Origin of the sequence: Oceanimonas baumannii, assembly GCF_002245495.1 — a bacterium.
Classification (GTDB): domain Bacteria; phylum Pseudomonadota; class Gammaproteobacteria; order Enterobacterales; family Aeromonadaceae; genus Oceanimonas; species Oceanimonas baumannii.
Map to the genome: position 1 here is coordinate 156801 of NZ_NQJF01000010.1, position 20645 is coordinate 177445.

Annotated in this window: 20 protein-coding genes; 9 read left to right on the top strand and 11 right to left on the bottom strand. The window is 57.5% G+C overall.

The window, feature by feature from the left end:
* Positions 1-61 precede the first annotated feature (61 nt).
* Both sbcC and sbcD read right to left on the bottom strand, forming a co-directional pair.
* Positions 62-3460, bottom strand: a complete 3399-nt coding sequence (sbcC, locus tag B6S09_RS13095; protein WP_094278943.1) for an exonuclease subunit SbcC — start codon at positions 3458-3460, stop codon at positions 62-64.
* A complete protein-coding gene (gene sbcD / locus B6S09_RS13100) occupies positions 3457-4674 on the bottom strand; it encodes an exonuclease subunit SbcD (RefSeq protein ID WP_094278944.1) in 1218 nt (405 codons plus the stop codon). Before sbcD ends, sbcC begins: the two co-directional genes overlap by 4 nt.
* Before the next feature lie 124 nt (positions 4675-4798).
* Here sbcD and B6S09_RS13105 point away from each other — a divergent pair, with 124 nt between their 5' ends.
* Positions 4799-5695, top strand: a complete 897-nt coding sequence (locus B6S09_RS13105) for a DMT family transporter (protein ID WP_094278945.1) — start codon at positions 4799-4801, stop codon at positions 5693-5695.
* Here the strand turns inward: B6S09_RS13105 and B6S09_RS13110 are convergent.
* Together B6S09_RS13110 and B6S09_RS13115 are read right to left on the bottom strand one after the other, a co-directional pair.
* Entirely contained in the window at positions 5692-6312 is a 621-nt protein-coding gene (locus B6S09_RS13110; RefSeq protein WP_094278946.1) for a glutathione S-transferase N-terminal domain-containing protein, read from the bottom strand. The genes B6S09_RS13105 and B6S09_RS13110 overlap by 4 nt on opposite strands.
* A 147-nt stretch (positions 6313-6459) precedes the next feature.
* Positions 6460-6981, bottom strand: coding sequence for a MarR family winged helix-turn-helix transcriptional regulator (locus B6S09_RS13115; RefSeq protein WP_243832838.1), 522 nt, complete (start codon positions 6979-6981; stop codon positions 6460-6462).
* 172 nt (positions 6982-7153) lie between these two features.
* On the opposite strand from B6S09_RS13115, the gene B6S09_RS13120 reads away from it, so the two are divergent.
* Both B6S09_RS13120 and B6S09_RS13125 read left to right on the top strand, forming a co-directional pair.
* The gene (locus B6S09_RS13120) at positions 7154-7618 is read left to right on the top strand and encodes a c-type cytochrome (protein ID WP_094278947.1); all 465 of its coding nucleotides are present in this window, start codon (positions 7154-7156) and stop codon (positions 7616-7618) included.
* 161 nt (positions 7619-7779) lie between these two features.
* On the top strand, positions 7780-8442 hold the full coding sequence (locus B6S09_RS13125) for a hypothetical protein (RefSeq protein ID WP_094278948.1): 663 nt from the start codon (positions 7780-7782) through the stop codon (positions 8440-8442).
* Here B6S09_RS13125 and rep read toward each other — a convergent pair.
* The gene (gene rep / locus B6S09_RS13130; RefSeq protein WP_094278949.1) at positions 8432-10444 is read right to left on the bottom strand and encodes a DNA helicase Rep; all 2013 of its coding nucleotides are present in this window, start codon (positions 10442-10444) and stop codon (positions 8432-8434) included. The genes B6S09_RS13125 and rep overlap by 11 nt on opposite strands.
* A gap of 77 nt (positions 10445-10521) precedes the next feature.
* Between rep and B6S09_RS18470 the strand changes: the two genes are divergently transcribed.
* From B6S09_RS18470 to csdE, 3 genes are read left to right on the top strand one after another with little or no spacing between them, the layout of a single operon-like run.
* Positions 10522-10725, top strand: coding sequence for a hypothetical protein (locus tag B6S09_RS18470; protein WP_166670318.1), 204 nt, complete (start codon positions 10522-10524; stop codon positions 10723-10725).
* Complete coding sequence (locus B6S09_RS13140) at positions 10722-11936, top strand: aminotransferase class V-fold PLP-dependent enzyme (protein ID WP_094278950.1); 1215 nt, start codon at positions 10722-10724, stop codon at positions 11934-11936. The genes B6S09_RS18470 and B6S09_RS13140 overlap by 4 nt, the downstream gene beginning before the upstream one ends.
* Positions 11936-12358 carry a cysteine desulfurase sulfur acceptor subunit CsdE gene (gene csdE / locus B6S09_RS13145; protein ID WP_094278951.1) on the top strand — a complete coding sequence of 141 codons (423 nt, stop codon included), beginning with the start codon at positions 11936-11938 and terminating at the stop codon, positions 12356-12358. The genes B6S09_RS13140 and csdE overlap by 1 nt, the downstream gene beginning before the upstream one ends.
* Before the next feature lie 228 nt (positions 12359-12586).
* Here csdE and B6S09_RS13150 read toward each other — a convergent pair whose 3' ends face one another.
* The 3 genes from B6S09_RS13150 to ilvC all read right to left on the bottom strand — a co-directional run bounded on the left by B6S09_RS13150 (position 12587) and on the right by ilvC (position 15361).
* The gene (locus B6S09_RS13150; RefSeq protein ID WP_208321744.1) at positions 12587-12868 is read right to left on the bottom strand and encodes a GIY-YIG nuclease family protein; all 282 of its coding nucleotides are present in this window, start codon (positions 12866-12868) and stop codon (positions 12587-12589) included.
* Between the two features lie 67 nt (positions 12869-12935).
* A complete protein-coding gene (tcdA, locus tag B6S09_RS13155; RefSeq protein ID WP_094278953.1) occupies positions 12936-13727 on the bottom strand; it encodes a tRNA cyclic N6-threonylcarbamoyladenosine(37) synthase TcdA in 792 nt (263 codons plus the stop codon).
* A gap of 149 nt (positions 13728-13876) precedes the next feature.
* On the bottom strand, positions 13877-15361 hold the full coding sequence (gene ilvC, locus B6S09_RS13160) for a ketol-acid reductoisomerase (protein ID WP_094278983.1): 1485 nt from the start codon (positions 15359-15361) through the stop codon (positions 13877-13879).
* Between the two features lie 135 nt (positions 15362-15496).
* Here ilvC and ilvY point away from each other — a divergent pair, with 135 nt between their 5' ends.
* Genes ilvY through B6S09_RS13175 form a run of 3 tightly spaced genes read left to right on the top strand, consistent with a single transcriptional unit; the run spans position 15497 to position 16904 of the window.
* Entirely contained in the window at positions 15497-16396 is a 900-nt protein-coding gene (gene ilvY, locus B6S09_RS13165; RefSeq protein WP_094278954.1) for an HTH-type transcriptional activator IlvY, read from the top strand.
* A 48-nt stretch (positions 16397-16444) separates the two neighbouring features.
* Positions 16445-16711 (top strand): ubiquinone biosynthesis accessory factor UbiK, encoded by a 267-nt coding sequence (ubiK, locus tag B6S09_RS13170; protein WP_094278955.1) that lies wholly within the window; start codon positions 16445-16447, stop codon positions 16709-16711.
* The gene (locus tag B6S09_RS13175) at positions 16698-16904 is read left to right on the top strand and encodes a hypothetical protein (protein WP_094278956.1); all 207 of its coding nucleotides are present in this window, start codon (positions 16698-16700) and stop codon (positions 16902-16904) included. Before ubiK ends, B6S09_RS13175 begins: the two co-directional genes overlap by 14 nt.
* 122 nt (positions 16905-17026) lie before the next feature.
* Here B6S09_RS13175 and fre read toward each other — a convergent pair whose 3' ends face one another.
* The 3 genes from fre to rho all read right to left on the bottom strand — a co-directional run bounded on the left by fre (position 17027) and on the right by rho (position 20602).
* Entirely contained in the window at positions 17027-17722 is a 696-nt protein-coding gene (gene fre, locus B6S09_RS13180) for an NAD(P)H-flavin reductase (RefSeq protein ID WP_094278957.1), read from the bottom strand.
* Between the two features lie 2 nt (positions 17723-17724).
* Positions 17725-19224 carry a 4-hydroxy-3-polyprenylbenzoate decarboxylase gene (gene ubiD / locus B6S09_RS13185; protein WP_094278958.1) on the bottom strand — a complete coding sequence of 500 codons (1500 nt, stop codon included), beginning with the start codon at positions 19222-19224 and terminating at the stop codon, positions 17725-17727.
* Positions 19225-19336: 112 nt separating this feature from the next.
* Positions 19337-20602 carry a transcription termination factor Rho gene (rho, locus tag B6S09_RS13190; protein WP_094278959.1) on the bottom strand — a complete coding sequence of 422 codons (1266 nt, stop codon included), beginning with the start codon at positions 20600-20602 and terminating at the stop codon, positions 19337-19339.
* Positions 20603-20645 lie beyond the last annotated feature (43 nt).

A 20645-nucleotide genomic window follows, 5' to 3' on the forward strand; every position in this document is an offset into this window, starting at 1 on the left:
ATGGCAGTGTCAGACTGGCAACATGCTGCAGAGCTCAGTGATAAGAGACGGTATCCGCCAGTTAAACCTCCCCCTTGAACGCAAATTCCGGTGCCAGCCGGCTGAGACCGAGACCCTGTCCCTTACTCAGTTTAATTTGCACCGGCACCCGCTCCTTCAGCGCCTCGATGTGGCTGATGACACCGATCATCTTGCCACTGGCATTCAGCGCATCCAGGGCATCCAGGGCCACCTCCAGGGTATCGGCGTCCAGGGTGCCAAACCCTTCATCCAGAAACAGCGAGTCGATACGGGTCTTGCTGCTGACCAGATCCGACAACGCTAGCGCCAGCGCCAGACTCACCAGAAAGCTTTCGCCTCCGGACAGGGTCTGCGTATCCCGGGTTACATCCGCCTGCCAGGTGTCGATCACCGCCAGCTCCAGATCGGCACTGTTGTTGCGGGCCAGCCGGTAACGACCATGCAACCGCTCCAGCCGGCGGTTGGCCAGATACACCAGGTGTTCCAGGGTCAATCCCTGGGCAAAGCGGCGGTAACGGGCCCCATCGGCGGAGCCGATCAGGCTGTTCAGCTGATCCCAGCGCTGCAACTGGTGCCGGTGCTGTTCTATGTCGTTCAGCAACGCCTGTTGCCGGCTGCGCTGCGCGGCGTCGTGCTCCAGGCGCTCGTCCAGCCGGCCCAGCTGCTGCTGCCGGACATTGTCCTCCTGTTGCTGCTCCCGCTCTCGTTGTTGCAAGGCCTCTAGGGGCTCAGGCTCCGCGTCATCCAGTTGCTGCCAGGCCTGCTCGGCCTGGGCCAGCCTGTCTGCGGCCAGCACCTGCGCTTGTTGCAGGGCTTGCAGCCGCGCCTGCAGTTGCTGGCGCTCGTCATTCTCCAGGTAAGCGGCCAGAAACGCCGCTTCGTCCGCAAAAGGACTGCCGACCAGCGCCTGCTGCCAGCTGGCCTCGGCGTTGCTCAGCTCATGCTTCATCACCACCAGTTGCTGTTGCTCCTGCTCCATTAAGGCATTTTGGCGTTGGATCTCCTCCTTCAGGGAGCCCAGTTGAGAATCTGCCTCACCGGCGGCCGCCAGAGGTTCATCGGCCGTAACCGGCTCACCAGGGGGTTGCATCAGTGACTCCCAGTCCTGCTGCCATCGCCGGACCCGGTTTTCCGCTTCGTTGAGTTCAGTAGCCAGCTGCTGACGTTGCTCTTTCAGCTGTATGGCGGCCTGCTGCTGCTGCTGCCAGTCATGCCATCGCTGCTCGGCCTGCTGCAGCCAGCCCTGCCAGCTTTCGGGCCGCTGCCCGGTGCTGGCCACCAGTTGCTGCGCCTGTTCACTGCGCTGACGTTCCATAGCCTGCATATCGTCATGCAGCTGTTGCTGCACGCGCACCAGCGCCTGCTGCTGCTGTTCCAGCAACTGCTGCTGATGCTTCAGTTCACCGGTCTGAACGGTGGCCGCCTGTCTGGCCTGCTCCGCCTGGTGCAGCGTGGTTTTGACGGTGTCCAGTTGCTCGCTCTGCTGTTCCAGCCGGGCCAGTTGTTGCCGGCGTTCATCCAGCTGCTGTGTCCATTCGCCTGCATCCAGCATCAGCCTCTGCAACAGTGCCGTTTGCTGCTCCGTTTGCTGCGCCATGGCCTTGTTCAGGTTTTGCAACCGCACCCTGATCTGCTCCAGCACCGCCTTGCGTTCAGCCTGCTGATTACCCAGGAGAGTGCCCTGCTGCTTGACCTTTTCCAGCTCATCCCGTTTTTGCTCCAGCTCGGCGGCCGTACTGTTATCCAGCGCCTGATAAGCCGCAATGGCCGGATGGAACTCACTGCCGCACAATGGACAGGCCTCACCGGGTTGCAGTTGTGCTCTGTGCTCCTCCAAGGAACGGATCAGGTTTTCCTGCTCCAGCAGGCGGGTTTTGTCCCGTACCAGTTCGTTAAGCACACGGTACTGATCGCGTACTTGCGCCAGCTGCTGTTCACCCTGTTGCCACTCGGGCTCAAGCCGGGCCAGCGTTTGCTGCTCCTGTTGTTGCTCGCCGTGCAGCTCCCGCAGCCGTTTTTCTCCCTGCTGCAGGGAAAGCCAGTCCGGTTGCTGCCGGCGCAATTGCTGCAGCCGGGCTTTCAGCTGAGGCTCACTATCTTCACCCAGAATGCCGGCCAGTGCCTGCTGTTGCTGGCAGTATTGAGCCTCGGCCTGCTGTTCGGCCTGCTGTGCCTGCTGCCGTTGCTGCAACAGCGCCTGTTGCTGCTGCGCCAGCTGCTGTTGCTCCTGGTTGTTTTGTCGCTGCTGAGAGTCCGTTTTTTGTGCCTGCTGGTGCAACAGCTCCAGCTGTTTCACGTCGGCGCGCCAGCCAGCCAGCTGCTCGCCCAGCCGCTCGCCGGCAGTGTTGGCAGACATCGCCTGAACCAACCGTTGCAGTTGCTGCTCCAGGGTCTGATCCCGGGCCAGTAAAGACTGCTGATGCTGACGGCTGAATGACAGCCCTCGCCAGCTGCACCGGTGACGCCGGGTGGTGAGGTCATGCAGCTCGGCCGTTCGCTGCTGGTGCTGTTCGCCAAGCGCGCTCAGTCTGTTCTGGTACTGCTGCAGTTGCTGCCACTGAGGATACAACCGGGCCGCTGGCTCGCTTTGCTGTAACTTATGCTGCTCCGGAGCCGCTTCGACCACTGCCGCCTGAGCCTGACGATACTCATCCCGAGTAGTGGCCAGCTGCCGCCCGGCCTTATCCCACTGATGCCGCAACTGCAGGGCCGCACGGGTGTGTTGCAGCGTCTGCTGACCCTCGGCCCACTCACGTGCGGCCTGTTCACGCTGCTGTTCAATACCACGGCGCTCTTCCTCTCCCAACAGCGCCATGCCCTGCAACTGGGCTTCCTGCCGGGCCAGCGCCTGCCGGTAGTCCCGGGTCTGCTCGAACACCCGCTGGGAAATGCGGCCGTAAATATCGGTGCCGGTGAGCTCTTCCAGCAGCTCGGCGCGCTCGTTGGCGTTGGCATGCAAAAAGGCCGCGAAACCGCCCTGGGCCAGCATCATCGACTTGGTAAAACGGCCGAAGTCGAGCCCGGTTAGGGTTTCCGTCAGTTTGAGCTTGTCGTTGATTTTGTCGGTGAGGATCTCCCCGTCCCGTTTGGCCAGCTCCACCTTGGGATTTTGTAGTTTGCCGTCAACTTTGCCCCGGGCCCGCCGCTGGCTCCAGAAGGCCCGATAACCCTCGCCTTTTACCTCAAACTCCACTTCCGCCAGGCAGTCGGCAGTGTGCCGGGTCATCAGCTCATTGCTGCCGGCAGACACAGTTTTCATACGCGGCGTCTCATGATAAAGCGCCAAACAGATAGCATCGAGCAGGGTGGTCTTGCCGGCGCCGGTAGGGCCGGTAATGGCAAACAGGCCGCTGTCGGCAAAGGGCGAACAGGTAAAGTCGATTTTCCACTCGCCCTGCAGGGAGTTCAGGTTTTTCAGCCGCAGACTCAGAATTTTCATGTGTGCTCCTCCAGACTGGCCAGCACCTGAACATAGAGGTCGTTCAGTTCGGCCTCTTCTTCCGGTTGTATCACCTCGGTCGCCAGTCGCCGCTCAAACACCTGTTGTGGGGTCAGCTCGCTCAGGGTTTCTTTCTGCTCCGCCACCAGGACCGCACTACGCTCGCTCCGGCCACGGCGCACCATCAGCACCTCCACCGCCAGCCCCTCGCACAGGGTCTGCACTCTGGCCTGCAAGTCGCTCAGATAGTCATCTTCAGTTACGGTGACTTCCAGCCACACCGGCCGTTCACCCGCACCGGCCATGGCGGCCTCGGGCAGGCGGAGTTCCAGTTCTTCAAGGCTGCCTTTTACCCGCATCATGGGCTGAAAGACAGGTACCGGCAATGGTGCGATACCTTGCAGGCCATGATTGGAAAATTCGACCACCAGCACCTCTTTTTGCTGGCCGCTTTCATCAAAGCTCAGCGCCAGCGGTGAGCCGCTATAACGGATATGCTCACATCCCCCCACCTTTTGTGGCTTATGTATATGACCGAGTGCAATATAGTCAGCCGGCGGAAAGGCACTGGCGGGAAAGGCTTCCAGGGTGCCGATATAGATCTCCCGCACCGAGTCACTGCTGCTGGCACCTACCGTTGTCAGGTGACCGGTGGCGATCACCGGCAGCTCATTCCCCAGCTCGGCACGGCGTTTCTGGGCCCGTTCAAACAGCTGCTGATAGTGCCCGGCAATGGCCTGTTGCAGCGCCCGGCCCTTGTCATCAGCGCTGTCGCCGGCCCGGCTTTCCAGCAGATCACGCGGTCGCAGAAAAGGAATCGCGCAGAGTACCGCCCCCGGTTCGCCAGTCCGGTCAACAAGGGTAATGATCTGCTGCTCCGGCTCAGCCATGGCGCCCGGGATCACCTGCACCTTCAGTGCCCCCAGCAGTTCCCGGGATTCGTTGAGCATGGCCACCGAATCATGGTTGCCGCCCAGCAGCACCAAACTGGTGCCGGCGCGGCTCATGGCCACCACAAAGTTGTGGTACAGCTCGCGGGCATAGCTGGGGGGCGTGCCGGTATCGAAAATATCGCCGGCCACCAGCACCGCATCTATCTGCTGCAGCTCCACCTGGGACACCAGCCACTCAAGAAAAGCGGCGTGTTCTCCTTGTCGGGTTTTACCCATAAAATGCTGGCCAAAATGCCAGTCGGAGGTGTGCAGAATGCGCATGGAGGCCCTTGAAATTGCAATAAATGGTGAGTATTAAAACCGCTATTCTGAAGAGGAGCAAACTTCCTTGGCGCAGGCCAGAAACTTGTTAGACTGGCGCTTTCATTCGCCGAACCCCGTCACTATGCCATTTTCCTACGACTTTCTCGCCCTGGCGGCCGCCGCCTGCTGGGCGGTATCGAGCTTGCTCTCGGCTAATGCTGCCCGGCACCTGGGTGCCTTTGCCTATTCCCGCTGGCGCATGTTTTGTGTCAGCCTGATGCTGTGGGCTGCCGCTCTGGTGACCGGTGGCTGGGCCAGCCTGGATATATCCTCGCTGGGCATCATGGCAGCCTCGGGGCTGATTGGCATTTTTATCGGTGATACCGCCCTCTATGCCGCCATGAACCGACTGGGCCCACGCCGGGCCAGCGTGCTGTTTGCCACTCATGCGCTGTTCTCGGTAGTGCTGGGCTACACCTTGTTTGATGAGCGGATTGGTGGTCAGGCCCTGGTTGGCGGTGTCTTACTGGTCAGCGGCGTCATGACCGCCATTTTCTTTGGCAAGCGGAGCAACGAAACCCATGCCTGGGAACAGGATAACGGCAGCCCCTGGCCGGGTATCGGACTGGGCCTGTTATCCGCCCTGTGCCAGTCGGTAGCGACCCTGATGGTAAAACCCGTGATGGCTGGTGAGATAGATCCGGTCGCAGCATCGGCGGTACGCATGAGTACCGCCTTTGCTGCCCACCTGGCGCTGTTGTGGTGTGGACTGAGAATCGCAAAACCTTTGCAGCGTCTTAACTGGCCGGTATTTGGCATGGTGGCACTCAATGCCTTTCTGGCCATGGGCGTGGGCATGACCCTGATCCTGCTGGCGCTGCGCTATGGCGAAGTAGGCATGGTTGCCATGCTGAGTTCGGTCAGCCCGGTATTGGTTCTGCCCTTGTTATGGCTGGTGATGAAACGGCGTCCTGCTGGCGGTGCCTGGGTGGGTGCCCTGATCACCGTGATCGGCACAGCCATGATCGTTACCCGTTAAATATTGAGGCCTTCTGCACTCAGCGCACGACGCACTCCGGCGTCTTCTTTCATATCCTGAAAGTGACGGGCCAGGTGAGGATAGGCCGTCAGCCCATCGGGTAAAATTTGTGTGGCCCAGAGTTCAAAGGCAAAGGCAGAAGCGTCCACAATACTTTTGTGCTCATCCATATACCAGGTACGGCTGGCCAGGTGGTTATCCATGCGCTGCAACCAGGGCGCAATACGTTCCGGCACCGCGGCTCGAATGGCATTATGGGCCGCATCACTGGTATCTGTGGTCAGTTTTTCCGGAGCAAACCAGGGTACCATGGCACGATAAACATCGGTATTAAGGAAACTCAGCCAGTAATCACACTGGTATTGCAGTACCGGATCCGTTGCCGGCCCCAGGTGTTCACCCGCAGGCAAACGGGCCAGATAGCGCAAGATGGCACTGGTTTGATACAGAGCCCCCATGTCATCTGTCATCAGCACGGGGACTGCTGCCATATAATTGATTTTAAGGAAATCCGGGTCCCGGGTATTAGCCGGCTCCAGCTCAAAAGGCTGTTCCATCCAGCACAGTACAATATGCGGGGCCAGCGAACAGGCTCCGGGCTTGAAGTATAATTTCATCTAAGTAAACCTCCTTGATACAGCTGCTTCTGCGTGGCGGACTGAAACCGACAGCATAAACTCATCTTCAGTATCGGCGGAGAATGAACAATTGGCGACAAATTCACAAAATTAGTCGCCAATTGAATACCACTCAGAAACTCAGGTTTAATCTTCTACCGTCAGCAGAATTTTCTTCAGCAGTGCTGAAAACTGCTGCTGTTCCTCTTCTGTCAGCGCTGCGGCCAGCTCTGATTCGGCAGCCAGGTGATGCTTTACCGCTTCTTCCACCACGTTAAAACCTTCCTCGGTCAGGGTTACAATCACCCCCCTCCGGTCGTGGTCTGCCTGAGCACGGGTCACCAGCCCCCGGCTTTCCAGCCTGTTAATACGATTAGTCAGCGCACCGGATGAAACCAGCACCATGGACTGCAGCTGGTTGGGAGAGAGCTGAAAACTGGGCGGATGACGGCGTAACGCAGCCAGAACGTCAAATTCACCTACATTAAGGTCGTAGCGGGCAAGATCCTGCAGCACACGACGGGTGATAAAGTATTCCAGCCGTACCACCCGGCCAATCGCCTCGGTACTGCTGAAATCCAGCTCGGGACGGGCCCGCTGCCACAAGGTAACAATACGATCGATTTGGTCCATGGTGCCGCTGTGCTGTTGCGTGTGGTTGTCGTTCATTGTAATTGGTTCTTCCCGGAAGCCATTTTGATATCAAGACAATATTTATCATATCACAAAGACCGTAACGTAAACCCCGGCACAACATCGAGCAATTCCCTTATCGTGACGTGGTTGGAGCATTTAATGGCCATGATTCTTGGGGTATACTCGCCGGGTTTGATGGAAAATAATGAAAGCCAACTGGGAGAATGAAAAGGTGAGCCTGTTTAAAAACCTGTTGCTTGCCGGTGTTGCCGCTGCTTCGCTGAGTGGTATGGCCTACGCCGCCAATGATATGTCGCCTGAAGCTGTTGCCGAGCGCACCATGCCGGTAGGCAGTGTCTACACTGCTGCCGATCTGGAAGGCATTATCGACACTGCCGCCGCTGGCGGTGACAGCGGTGAGCCTGCGGAGCCCCGCAGCGGTGAAGCCGTTTATAACGCAGCCTGCTCAGCCTGTCATGGCACCGGTGCCGCCGGTGCGCCGGTAAAAGGTGATGCCGCCGCCTGGGGCCCGCGCGTCGATAAAGGCCGCGATACCCTGCTGAGCCACGCGCTGAATGGCTTTAACGCCATGCCTGCCCGTGGTGCTTGTGGCAACTGCTCGGACGAAGAAATTGCCAACGCCGTTGACTATATGCTAGACGCCATCTGAGCAACATCCCCGCCGGTATCGTCTCGCCGACAACCGGCAGACCTGATCAAAGCCCCCGCCCGAGGGGCTTTTTTTACCTAAATATTTCCCGACTTCTCATCTGGATTGCAGCCAGCTCCCCCGAGAATAGCCGCCCCATTTAACCTGGAAGCCGTATACCCATGTCCGAACACATTCACCAGATCACCAAGGCCGCCCTGCAGTTTCTGCTGCTGATTTTATGCACGCTGATCGCCCCCCTCGCGGTCACAGTTGACGTGGTGGTGCTAAACCACGGCATGCCGGAATGGGGCCTGACCGAGCTGCTGCAGGCTCTGCTGATCTTGCTGTCGGCACTGCTGTGCGCGGCGGGAGCGGTCAGGGTCAGGGACACACGCGGTTTTCTTATCCTGATTGCCGGCTTTTTTATGACCATGTTTATTAGGGAGTTTGATTTTCTGCTGGATGACATGCAAGACAACCTCTGGCAATACTGCGTTCTGGCCGTCTTTCTGGTTTCGGTGGGACTGGCCGCCTGCTATCCCCAGAGCACCCTGAGTGGTATGGTAAGCGCCATTCGTTCGGTGCCGTTCAACTATGTGCTGATGGGTATAGCCACCCTGCTCTGCTTTAGTCGAGTATTTGGCACCGGCGCCATTTGGGAGGCCATGCTTGGCGAGCAGGGCGCTTCATCGGTATTCCTCATCAAGAGCGTGGTCCAGGAAGGGCTGGAGTTGTTTGCCTACAGCATTATTTTTCACAGCACCCTGCTATTCTGGCTGATTGAGGCTCGCTCACCCGAAGCCCGGCCACACCAGGACACCACCTCCGGCGTTACTTCCTGAACATGGCACGCAGGCTGGCAACCCCGGCCTGACCCTTTTGCATACGCTCGCCTTCGCTCTGGGGCTTGCGGTTGTGCTCCCAATCCAGATCCTGCTGAGGCAGTTCCAGCAGAAAACGGCTGGGCTCGGGGCGAATGGTTTCACCATACTGACGCCGCTCCCGGCACAAGGTAAACGTAAGCGCCTGCTGAGCCCGGGTGATACCCACATAAGCCAGCCGCCGCTCCTCTTCGATGTTGTCTTCGTCAATACTGCTCTGGTGCGGTAGCAGGCCTTCTTCCATGCCCACCATAAACACAAAAGGAAATTCCAGCCCCTTGGACGCATGCAAGGTCATTAACTGCACCTGTTCACCGTCGTCCTCATCCTCACCCCGTTCCATCATGTCCCGCAGGGTCAGCCGGGTCACCACCTGAGGCAGGGTCATGGCCTCTTCCAGCTCAGAGCCTTCCAGCATCTGGCTGACCCACCGAAACAGGGTAGAGACGTTCTGCATACGCATTTCGGCGGCACGGGGGCTGGGCGAGGTTTCATACAGCCACTCTTCGTAGTGGATGTCCTTAATCATGTCGCGCACCGCTTCCACCGCATTGCCACGCAGCGCTTCATCCCCCAGCCGCACCAGCCAGTCGCTGAAGGCGCGTACCGCCACCAGGCCACGCCCGGTCAGGGTCTGTTCCAGCCCCAGCTCAAAGCTGGCGGCAAACAGACTTTTGCCCCGCTGGTTGGCATAGGTGCCCAGCCTCTCCAGAGTGGTGGGGCCAATTTCCCGCCGGGGGGTATTCACCACCCGCAGAAAGGCATTGTCATCATCCGGATTCACCAGCAGCCGCAGGTAAGCCATGATGTCCTTGATCTCGGCCCGGGAAAAAAATGAGGTGCCGCCGCTGATCTTGTAGGGGATGCGGTTGGTCATCAGCGCCTTTTCCAACAACCGGGACTGATGATTGCCCCGGTAAAGAATGGCGTAGTCACCGAACTTGCTGGCGGTCATAAACTTGTGGCCCATAATCTCGGCCACCACCCGCTCCGCCTCATGCTCTTCGCTCTTGGCAAACAATACCCGCACCGGTGCGTCGTATTCCATTTCCGAGAATAGCTGCTTCTCAAACACGTGAGGATTGTTGGCAATCAGAATGTTGGCACATTGCAGGATCCGGCCCCGGGAGCGGTAGTTCTGCTGCAGTTTAATCACCTTGAGGCTGGGATAATCTTCCTTCAGCAGCACCAGATTCTGGGGCCGGGCACCACGCCAAGAATAGATCGACTGATCGTCATCACCCACCACGGTAAAACGGGCACGCTCGCCGGCAATCAGTTTCACCAGTTCATACTGGCTGGTGTTGGTATCCTGGTATTCGTCCACCAGAAGGTAACGGATCTTGTTTTGCCAGAATGTCCGTACCTCGGCATTGGTCTTGAGCAACAGGGTGGGCATCAGGATCAGATCATCGAAGTCCAGCGCATTGTAGGCCTTCATATGACGCTGGTAGCGCTCGTAACACTGGGCAAACAGCACGGTTTCAGCGTCGGTGGCCAGACGGGCAGCCCGGGGCGGCAATACCAGATCGTTTTTCCAATTAGAGATGGTACTCAGCAGGCGGCTGATCTTCTCTTTATCCCCCTGCAGCTCCTTGTCGGTAAGCTCTTTAATCAGCGCCAGCTGATCCTGATCGTCAAACAGGGAAAAACCCGACTTCAGCCCCAGGGTCTTGTGTTCACGGCGAATAATATCCAGCCCCAGCGTGTGAAAGGTAGACACCATCAGGCCGCGGGCCTCGTTCTTGCCCAGGGTCTGCGCCACCCGCTCCTTCATTTCCCGCGCCGCTTTGTTGGTAAAGGTCACGGCGGCAATATGGCGGGCAGAGTAGTCACACTGGCGCACCAGATAAGCGATTTTATTGGTGATCACCCGGGTCTTGCCGGAGCCGGCACCGGCCAGCACCAGGCAAGGTCCGGCAATGTAGCGAACGGCTTCATCCTGGGCGGGGTTAAGTTTCATGGCGGCTCCTGTTGATGCTGATTTGCGGGCAGGCAGGGCAAAGGAACAGTTTCACGACACGCTTCAGGCACCTCCATGTGGCGCTCGGCAAATGCCATCCATGGCATTTGATCGGTCGTGCAACTGCCCCCTTTGCCCTTCTGCTCATATTCAGCAACTGGCTTGGTGATAATATGAAGGTCGGTGATTTTACCGCCATGACCGCTTCGGGTGAAGGCCGCCTTGTCATCGGCCCGGCTTTGGCTCATGATCCTGATAGTTTTTTTTATGGTTATGCATGATCGTGGATATTCGAGTACTCAGACGCGACTTCCCAACCCTGGCGCAAATTGTTAACGGCCACCCGCTGGTATATCTCGACAACGCCGCCACCACCCAGAAGCCGCAACCGGTGCTGGATGCACTCAATCATTATTACAGAGACACCAATGCCAATGTGCACAGAGCCTCTCACGCCCTGAGCGGCCAGGCCACCCGCGCCTTTGAGCAGGCCCGTGAGAAAGTGGCGCGCTTTATTCATGCGCCTTCGCCCAAGGAAATCATCTGGACCCGAGGCACCACTGAAGCCATCAATCTGGTGGCGTTCAGTGTTGGCCGGCATTTCCTGAAACAAGGCGACGAAATACTGGTGTCCACCTCGGAGCATCACGCCAATATCGTGCCCTGGCAGCAGGTAGCCGCCGCCACCGGTGCCGTGCTGAAGGTCATTCCTCTCACCGACGGCACCGAGCTGGATATGGCCGCTGCCGAACGACTAATCACCCCCCGCACCCGGTTGCTGGCCGTGGGTCATGTGTCCAATGCCCTCGGGCAGGTCAATCCGGTGGCCGAGCTGATTGCCATGGCCAGGGCCGTGGGCGCCATCACCCTGATTGACGGCGCCCAGGCGGTAGGACATTTCCCGGTGGACGTACAGGCTCTGGGATGTGACTTTTATACTTTTTCCGGCCATAAAATGTTCGCCCCCACCGGCATCGGGGTACTGTATGGCAAGTCCGAATGGCTGGAGAAAATGCCGCCCTGGCAGAGCGGTGGCGAAATGATCAAAAACGTGACCTTTGAACACACCACCTTTGCCGAACCGCCGTTCAAATTTGAAGCAGGCACCCCCAATATTGCCGGAGCCATCGCCCTCGGAGCGGCGGTGGACTACCTGCAAGGGCTGGATCGGATCGCCTTGCTGAAGCACGAACAGGCGCTGTTGGCACAGCTGCTGGACGGACTGGCCGCCATGGACGACATTCGCGTTATCGGCCGGCCTCAGGCCGGGGCCGTCTCCTTTGTCATGAATGAGGTGCACCCGCAGGATCTGGCCACCCTGCTCGATATGCAGGGTATTGCCGTCCGTACCGGCCACCACTGCGCCATGCCGCTGATGCAGGCGCTGGGGCTGAAGAACGGCACGGTGCGCGCCTCATTTTCCTTTTATAACACGCATGATGACGTGGCCGCTTTGCTGGCCGGCATCGACAAGGCCCGGGAGCTGCTCTGATGACCCACCCCTTTGGCACCGAGATCACCGATACCGAGGTGCGCACCCTGTTCGCCGCCGCCCAGGGCTGGGAAGCCCGCTACCGTCAGCTCATCCTGCTGGCCAGACAACTGCCCCCCCTGGCTGAAGCCAACAAGGTGGATACCCACGCCATTCACGGCTGTGAAAGCCAGGCCTGGCTGGTGGCAAGACAGGATGAACAAGGACGCTGGCAGTTTCACTGCGACTCCGACGCCCGCATCGTCAAGGGGCTGATGGCAGTGGTGCTGGCCGCGCTCAGCAACAAGACCGCTGCCGACATTGCCGCCTTTGATATGGACGCCTATTTCAAGGAATTACAGCTGCTCAGCCACCTGAGCCCGTCCCGGGGTAACGGTTTAAGAGCTGTGGTGGCCGCCATCAAGGCCAAAGCGGAAAGCTGAGCCGATCGCCATACGAAGCATCAGCGCGGTTGCGCTACGCCGACACGCTTCGAGCCCATCCATGGGACGCTCGGCACCTGCCTTCCCTGGCAGGTGACGGTCGGCTCCGGCAATCCCCACTGCTGCTTCAGGCAACATCGACGTTGCCTGCATGCTGTCAGTCGGCTCAGAGTGTTCCAAGGAGGGCAAAGGGTGTCTGCTTCGCCGTGCTCCGATCATGACAGGACATCAGGATCGAAACTTAGGCCAACGGTTGTAACCAATATCGGGATTGTTGGATTGGTATTCCCTAATAAACTCCGATTCTCGGCGATTTATTTCCGCAGCATCATCTGACTCAAGCAGAATGTCTTTTCTGATAGTCATGCTCTGCCGTTGCTCACGGGTAAAATCTTTGGCGATCAGCTCGTCACTGGCACTACCGAAGTAATTGATGCTGTCGGTCAGATCCTTGCCGATGTAAATTTTTCCGTTCGGATAAGTGATTTTGTAGATAACTTTTAAGGACACATCCCCCTCCCTGCTACAACCTTGAGACAGCGTCTTCATCCAACTCGCTCAACTTACAGCTGAAAGCTTACGGCTTGCTTTCCGCTGCTTGCGTAGCAAGCTTTGAAAGCACCCGGCTGACCATAAAGAAGCCAAAGGTGGCGGTGATGTGGGTGACAGCACCAAAGCCGGAGGCACAATCCATTTTCATGGTGCCGTCCGATTCCTGTTTGGCACTGCAGATGCCGCCTTCGCCGTCTGGGTAGCGGGGTTGCTCGGTGGAAAACACGCAGTCGACGCCAAACTTGCGCTTGGGGTTCTTGCTGAAATTATAAAACCGGCGCAACTCCCCCCGCACCTTGGACGCCAATGGATCCTGAATGGTCTTGCTGAGATCCTTGAGCTGGATCTGGGAAGGATCAGTCTGGCCACCGGCACCGCCGGCAGTGATCACCGGGATCTTGTTGCGCTTGCAAAAGGCGATGAGTGCAGCCTTGGCCCGCACCGAGTCGATGGCATCCACCACGTAGTCAAAACCAGCAGACAAATGCTCGGCCTGATTGTCGGCATTGATAAAGTCATCCACTACTGTGACCTGACAGTCAGGATTGATTAGCGCAATACGCTCGGCCATGGCCCGGGTCTTTTCTGTGCCAATCTGGTTGCTCAGAGCGTGGATCTGCCGGTTGGTATTAGTGATGCAGATATCGTCCATGTCGATCAGGGTAATGGCACCAATGCCAGAGCGCGCCAAAGCTTCCGCCGCCCAGCTGCCCACGCCGCCAATGCCGATCACACATACATGGGCCTCGGCAAAGCGAGCCAGAGCCCGGGCACCATACAAACGGGCAATACCCCCGAAACGCTCGTCAAAACTCATTGTTCACTCCCCCAATATTTAGCAGTGCATTATATCAAAGGCGGCTCTCAGGTCGAAAAGGGAACACCGGTCTGAATGGCTGCCAGCGCCGGCACAAAAAAGGGAGGCTTTCGCCTCCCTTGATACTGCTCTGTTTATCGTTTGTTTACTTAACCGCCAACGGCGATGTTTTTCATGTCGGTCATGTAGGCACGCAGGGTCTTGCCGATGCTTTCCACCGGATGGTTGCGAATGGCCTCATTCACGTCGATCAGGCGACGGTTGTCGACAGAGTTGGACTCAACAGTGATAGTCTTGCCAATCACGTCAGTGCCAACCTTCGGCATGAAGTGTTCGCGCAGCAGCGGTACCGCGGCGTTGGCGAACAGGTAGTTACCGTATTCGGCGGTATCGGAGATAACCACGTTCATTTCGTACAGACGCTTGCGAGCCACGGTGTTGGCGATCAGCGGCAGTTCGTGCAGAGACTCGTAGTAGGCAGACTCGTCGATGATACCGGACGCGGTCATGGCTTCGAAGGCCAGTTCTACGCCGGCCTTAACCATGGCCACCAGCAGAATGCCGTTGTCGAAGTATTCCTGCTCGCCGATGGCTGCGTCGGTGGCCGGGTACTGCTCGAAGCTGGTTTCGGCAGTTTCTTCACGCCAGGTCAGCAGGTCGTGGTCATCCTTGGCCCAGTCGGCCATCATGCCGGCAGAAAAGTGGCCCTGGATGATGTCATCCATGTGCTTGTTGAACAGCGGACGCATCAGTTCTTTCAGCTCTTCGGCCAGGTCGAAGGCCTTGATCTTGGCCGGGTTGGACAGGCGATCCATCATGTTGGTGATACCGCCCTGTTTCAGCGCTTCGGTGATGGTTTCCCAGCCGAACTGGATCAGCTTGCCGGCGTAACCGGCGTCGATGCCGTCGGCTACCATTTTCTCGTGGCACACAATGGCACCGGCCTGCAGCATACCGCACAGAATGGTTTGCTCACCCATCAGGTCGGATTTGACTTCGGCGACGAAGGAAGACTCCAGTACGCCGGCACGGTCACCGCCGGTGGCAGAGGCCCAGGCCTTGGCGATGGCCAGACCTTCACCCTGGGGATCGTTTTCCGGGTGAACGGCGATCAGGGTCGGTACACCAAAGCCACGCTTGTACTCTTCACGTACTTCGGTACCGGGGCACTTGGGAGCCACCATGACCACGGTCAGGTCCTTACGGATCTGCATGCCTTCTTCTACAATGTTGAAACCGTGGGAGTAACCCAGGGCGGCACCTTCCTTCATCAGCGGCATAACCGCGTTAACAGCGGAGGTATGCTGTTTGTCCGGAGTCAGGTTCATGACCAGGTCGGCAGTCGGGATCAGCTCTTCATAAGTGCCTACCTTGAAGCCGTTCTCGCTGGCCTGAACAAAGGATTTACGCTTTTCGGCAATGGCTTCGGCACGCAGGGCATAGGATACATCCAGACCGGAATCACGCATGTTCAGACCCTGGTTCAGACCCTGGGCACCACAGCCAACGATAACGACCTTTTTACCTTTCAGGTAGTTACAACCATCGGCGAACTCGCTGCGGTTCATAAAACGACACTTGCCGAGCTGCTCGAGCTGCTGACGCAGGTTCAGGGTATTGAAATAGTTAGCCATAACCTTTTGCTCCAATGAATCCATTACTTTTGAATATTTGCACCGTTTCCGGTGTCGACCCCAGCAATATACCCCAGGCGTGACATTGCCTGAAATGATATATTCGAAACAGAGTATTTCATTTGGTGCAATACGATGGACCTTCGTAACCTCGAACTGTTTGTTCATCTCAGCCAGAGTCTGCACTTTGGCCGTACCGCCGATGCCATGGCGGTCAGCCCGTCTACCCTGAGCCGGGCCATTCAGCGGCTGGAGCAGGAAGTGGGCTGCGAACTGCTGATGCGCGATAACCGCAGTGTGACACTCACGCCGGCAGGGCTGCAGTTACAGCAGTTTGCCGACGGCTGGCTGAGAGAATGGCAGCATATGCGGGACCAGCTAAAACATAATGACAGCCCGCTGCAGGGCCGGCTGCGGCTGTTCTGCTCGGTCACCGCCAGTTATTTTCTGCTGCCCGATATTCTGGCTCGCTTCCGCACCCGCTATCCGCAACTGGAATTGCGGCTGGAAACCGGTGATCCGGCCCTGGCCATCGACAAAATGCTGAGTGAAGAATCGGACCTGGCCATTGCCGCCCGCCCCGATGCCCTGCCTGCCAAGCTGGAGTTCATTCGACTGCAGACAGTGCCGCTGGTGTTTATCGCGCCGCGCATTCCCTGCCTGGCCAACGAATTACTGCAACAGGAACCGGCAGACTGGAGCCGTATTCCGGTGATACTGCCGGATCAAGGGGTGGCCCGCAAACGCACCAACCAGTGGTTTCGTAACAAGGCCATCAGCCCGCATGTTTATGCCGAAGTCGCCGGCAACGAAGCCATTGTCGGCATGGTAGCGCTGGGCTGCGGTGTAGCCCTGGTACCCACAGCGGTGATCCGCCATAGCCCCATGGCCGACAAAATACGGCAACTGGACGTCACTCCCGATCTGAAACCTTTTGAGGTGGGTGTCTGCCTGCTGAAAAAGCGGCTGGATGATCCGCTGATCCGCGCCTTTCGCCAGATCGCCCTGCAACAAGCCAATCCCGAATCCCCATGAGCCACAGGATTGGGTTACAATAGCGGCAATATTTTAAGGAGAGCGACCATGCTGGACCCGAAAAAACTGGAAGAAATCGCAAAGCAGATCCAGAGCAACATGCCCTCCGGGCTGAAGAACATGGGTGAGGAGGCAGAAAAACGCATTCGTACCGTGCTGCAGTCCCAACTGGGCAAGCTGGATGTAGTCACCCGGGAAGAATTTGATGTACAGACCAAAGTGCTGCTGCGCACCCGGGAAAAGCTGAACGAACTGGAATCCCGCCTGGCCCAGCTGGAACAACAGCTGGCCGATGGCCGCAATGACCAGGAATGAAGCCGAAACGCTGCGCCAGGCCTGCCTGGACGCGGCCTTAAACGCATATGAAGAAGGCGGTCTGCTGGGGTTATGCCAGCAGGGCCGCTTTGAGCTGGCGATGGAAGCCATTGGCCGACTCGATCTTGCCCCTTTTGTCGAACCCGGCAGCATCAGCCCCGGTGATAACCCACAAGGCGAAAGCAGCTTGTAGGTCCGGTCTCAAGCAGGTTGCAGGTGTTATATTCCATGCGTTTGCCCCCTCAATAAATTGGCCTCTACAAACGCACAATGCCGGGCAAGCCCGGCATTGTTTTTGCTGAAGGAAAACCGAGTTTAAATAAACTCGTAGGCGTCACCGAACAGCCGCTCGGGATCCACACCCTTCTCTTTAAAGGCTTCCCGGGCCACGCCTGCCATTTCAAAGCGGCCAGCCACATAGATGTCGTACCCGTTCAGGCTGGGGAAGTCTTCCATAATGGCGTCGTGCAGCAGGCCTGTTTTGCCCTGCCAGTGTTCACTGCCGTTCTGCACCACGGGCACATACGTCAGTTCTTTGTGCTCGGCCGCCCAGGCATTCAGCTCTTCATGTGCATAAAGATGCTCTTCCTGGCGTACTCCCCAGTAGATGAATACCGGCTTGTGCAGACCATCGGCCAGCATTTGCTGCAAAATGGAACGGGTATAGGCAAAACCGGTACCGCCCGCCATCAGAATCACAGGGTGACGGGAGTCACGCAGATAGGCCTTACCCGCAGCCAGCTGTATGTCGATTTTCCCCTGTTCCTGCATGCGTCTCAGCACCTGCAGTGCATAGGTATTATCGGGCGAAGCGCCAATATGCAGCTCAACTTCACCATTCTCCAGAGGCTTGTTGGCAATGGAAAAAGGACGCTTATCGTCATCTGCCATCACCACCAGCAAATACTGGCCCGGATTAAAGTCCACCACCTGCTCCGGCTTCAACCGAACATACCAGAGGGTGTCGGCCATTTCATGGAGCTCTTCAACATTACAGCTAACTTTTTGCATGACTATCCTTTGATTTCACTCTGTTCTGCACTCGCGTTCAGGATCCCGAGTTGGTCCCACAGCGTATCGACCCGTTGTTTGACCTCGTCCGTCATCACGATAGGTTCGCCCCACTCCCGGTTGGTTTCTCCCGGCCACTTGTTGGTGGCATCCAGGCCCATTTTAGAGCCCAGACCGGATACCGGTGAAGCGAAGTCCAGATAGTCGATGGGGGTGTGCTCAATCAATGTGGTATCCCGTGCCGGGTCCATTCGGGTCGTAATGGCCCAGATCACGTCGTTCCAGTCTCTGGCATTGATGTCGTCGTCACACACGATAACGAACTTGGTGTACATAAATTGGCGTAAAAACGACCAAACGCCCAGCATGACACGTTTGGCATGTCCGGGGTAGCGCTTTTTCATGGTCACGACCGCCATACGGTAAGAACAGCCTTCCGGTGGCAGGTAGAAATCCACGATTTCCGGAAATTGTTTTTGCAGTATTGGCACAAACACTTCGTTAAGCGCCACGCCCAGCACCGCCGGCTCATCCGGCGGGCGACCGGTATAAGTGGAGTGGTAAATGGCATCACGACGACGCGTGATCCGCTCCACGGTAAAAACCGGAAACTCATCGATCTCGTTGTAGTAGCCGGTATGATCACCGTAAGGCCCTTCCGGTGCCATCTCTCCGGGATAAATATGCCCTTCCAGTACGATCTCGGCGCTGGCCGGAACTTCCAGATCGGACCCGATACACTTAACCACCTCGGTGCGGCTGCCTCTGAGCAGACCGGCAAAGGCGTATTCCGACAAGGTATCGGGCACCGGTGTTACCGCACCGAGAATGGTGGCCGGATCGGCACCCAGCGCTACTGCCACCGGATAAGGTTTACCGGGGTTGGCTTCCTGCCACTCACGAAAATCAAGCGCACCGCCCCGATGGCTGAGCCAGCGCATGATCACCTTGTTCTTGCCCAGTACCTGCTGACGGTAGATCCCCAAATTCTGGCGTTTTTTATAGGGCCCCCGGGTGATGGTCAGACCCCAGGTGATCAACGGCGCAGCATCGCCGGGCCAGCAGTGCTGAACCGGTATCCGGGTCAGATCTACCTCGTCACCTTCCTGGACCACTTCCTGGCAGGGAACACTTTTCAGCCGTTTGACCGGCATATTGAGCACCTGCTTGAAAATAGGCAGCTTTTCCATCAGTTCTTTCAGGCCCTTGGGTGGCTCCGGCTCTTTCAGGTAGGAAAGCCAGCGGCCCACTTCCCGCAGCGCACCAACGTCCGGCTGCCCCATGCCCATGGCCACTCGTTTGGGAGTGCCGAACAGGTTACCCAGCACCGGCATGTCATAGCCCTTGGGGTTTTCAAACAACAGCGCCGGGCCGCCCGCCCTGAGAGTGCGATCACAGATCTCGGTCATTTCCAGGTAAGGGTCAATTTCCTGGTGAATACGCTTCAGCTCGCCCTGGGCTTCAAGCTGCGCGATAAAATCTCGTAAATCCTTGTATTTCATAGGTAGTTCCGAGTGTCTCGAGTGGCATGAGGATTATACCCACTTTCATGGCTGGGTGTACCAAACAACAAAAAACCGCGGCAAGCCGCGGTTTTTTCATGCTGGGTCAGTATTATTTCTGCTGACGCTTCATGGCATCAAAGAACTCATCGTTGGTCTTGGTCATGGCCAGCTTGTCGATCAGGAACTCAATGCCGTCGATTTCACCCATTGGATGAACAATCTTGCGCAGTATCCACATCTTCTGCAGCTCTTCCGAGGTGGTGAGCAGCTCTTCACGGCGGGTGCCGGAACGAGTGATGTCGATAGCCGGGTAAACCCGCTTCTCGGCAATCTTGCGGGACAGGTGCAGTTCCATGTTACCGGTGCCCTTGAACTCTTCGTAAATCACGTCGTCCATCTTGGAACCGGTATCTACCAGAGCGGTAGCGATGATGGTCAGGCTGCCGCCCTCTTCCACATTACGGGCCGCACCGAAAAAGCGCTTGGGACGGTGCAAGGCATTGGCGTCTACACCACCGGTGAGTACCTTGCCGGAGCTCGGCACAACGGTGTTGTAGGCACGGGCCAGACGGGTGATGGAGTCGAGCAGGATCACCACGTCTTTCTTGTGTTCTACCAGACGCTTGGCCTTTTCGATCACCATATCAGCCACCTGCACGTGACGGGCAGCCGGTTCATCAAACGTAGAAGCAATGACTTCGCCTTTGACCATACGCTGCATCTCGGTCACTTCTTCCGGACGCTCGTCAATCAACAGCACAATCAGCACGCACTCAGGGTGGTTATAAGCAATGCTCTGCGCAATGTTCTGCAGCAACATGGTCTTACCGGCCTTGGGCGGTGCCACAATCAGGCCCCGCTGACCTTTACCGATGGGCGACGCCAGATCCAGCACCCGGGCGGTAATGTCTTCGGTAGAACCATTACCCCGCTCCATTTTCATGCGCTCGTTGGCATGCAGCGGAGTGAGGTTTTCAAACAGAATCTTATTGCGGGAGTTTTCGGGTTTGTCGAAATTGACCTGGCTTATCTTGAGCAAAGCGAAGTAGCGCTCACCTTCTTTCGGTGGCCGGATCTTGCCGGAAATAGTGTCACCGGTGCGCAGGTTAAAGCGACGGATCTGGCTGGGCGACACATAGATATCGTCAGGGCCGGCCAGATAGGAGGAGTCAGCGCTGCGCAAAAAGCCGAAGCCGTCCTGCAGAATTTCGAGCACGCCATTGCCGAAGATATCTTCACCACTTTTGGCATGAGCTTTGAGGATAGCAAAGATGATGTCTTGCTTGCGCAGACGGGCGAGGTTTTCCAGGCCCATGTTTTCCCCAAGCTTTATCAGCTCAGATACAGGGGTATTCTTGAGTTCAGTCAGATTCATAGTGGTGAGTGTCTATCAACCAGGAATGTCAAATGGTCAGAAT

Excerpts from the sequence above, each read along its gene's own strand:
- sbcC (WP_094278943.1), bottom strand. The coding sequence starts at position 3,460 with ATGAAAATTCTGAGTCTGCGGCTGAAAAACCTGAACTCCCTGCAGGGC.
- sbcD (WP_094278944.1), bottom strand. The coding sequence starts at position 4,674 with ATGCGCATTCTGCACACCTCCGACTGGCATTTTGGCCAGCATTTTATG.
- B6S09_RS13105 (WP_094278945.1), top strand. The coding sequence starts at position 4,799 with ATGCCATTTTCCTACGACTTTCTCGCCCTGGCGGCCGCCGCCTGCTGG.
- B6S09_RS13110 (WP_094278946.1), bottom strand. The coding sequence starts at position 6,312 with ATGAAATTATACTTCAAGCCCGGAGCCTGTTCGCTGGCCCCGCATATT.
- B6S09_RS13115 (WP_243832838.1), bottom strand. The coding sequence starts at position 6,981 with ATGAACGACAACCACACGCAACAGCACAGCGGCACCATGGACCAAATC.
- B6S09_RS13120 (WP_094278947.1), top strand. The coding sequence starts at position 7,154 with ATGAAAGCCAACTGGGAGAATGAAAAGGTGAGCCTGTTTAAAAACCTG.
- B6S09_RS13125 (WP_094278948.1), top strand. The coding sequence starts at position 7,780 with ATGTCCGAACACATTCACCAGATCACCAAGGCCGCCCTGCAGTTTCTG.
- rep (WP_094278949.1), bottom strand. The coding sequence starts at position 10,444 with ATGAAACTTAACCCCGCCCAGGATGAAGCCGTTCGCTACATTGCCGGA.
- B6S09_RS13140 (WP_094278950.1), top strand. The coding sequence starts at position 10,722 with ATGATCGTGGATATTCGAGTACTCAGACGCGACTTCCCAACCCTGGCG.
- csdE (WP_094278951.1), top strand. The coding sequence starts at position 11,936 with ATGACCCACCCCTTTGGCACCGAGATCACCGATACCGAGGTGCGCACC.
- tcdA (WP_094278953.1), bottom strand. The coding sequence starts at position 13,727 with ATGAGTTTTGACGAGCGTTTCGGGGGTATTGCCCGTTTGTATGGTGCC.
- ilvC (WP_094278983.1), bottom strand. The coding sequence starts at position 15,361 with ATGGCTAACTATTTCAATACCCTGAACCTGCGTCAGCAGCTCGAGCAG.
- ilvY (WP_094278954.1), top strand. The coding sequence starts at position 15,497 with ATGGACCTTCGTAACCTCGAACTGTTTGTTCATCTCAGCCAGAGTCTG.
- ubiK (WP_094278955.1), top strand. The coding sequence starts at position 16,445 with ATGCTGGACCCGAAAAAACTGGAAGAAATCGCAAAGCAGATCCAGAGC.
- B6S09_RS13175 (WP_094278956.1), top strand. The coding sequence starts at position 16,698 with ATGACCAGGAATGAAGCCGAAACGCTGCGCCAGGCCTGCCTGGACGCG.
- fre (WP_094278957.1), bottom strand. The coding sequence starts at position 17,722 with ATGCAAAAAGTTAGCTGTAATGTTGAAGAGCTCCATGAAATGGCCGAC.
- ubiD (WP_094278958.1), bottom strand. The coding sequence starts at position 19,224 with ATGAAATACAAGGATTTACGAGATTTTATCGCGCAGCTTGAAGCCCAG.
- rho (WP_094278959.1), bottom strand. The coding sequence starts at position 20,602 with ATGAATCTGACTGAACTCAAGAATACCCCTGTATCTGAGCTGATAAAG.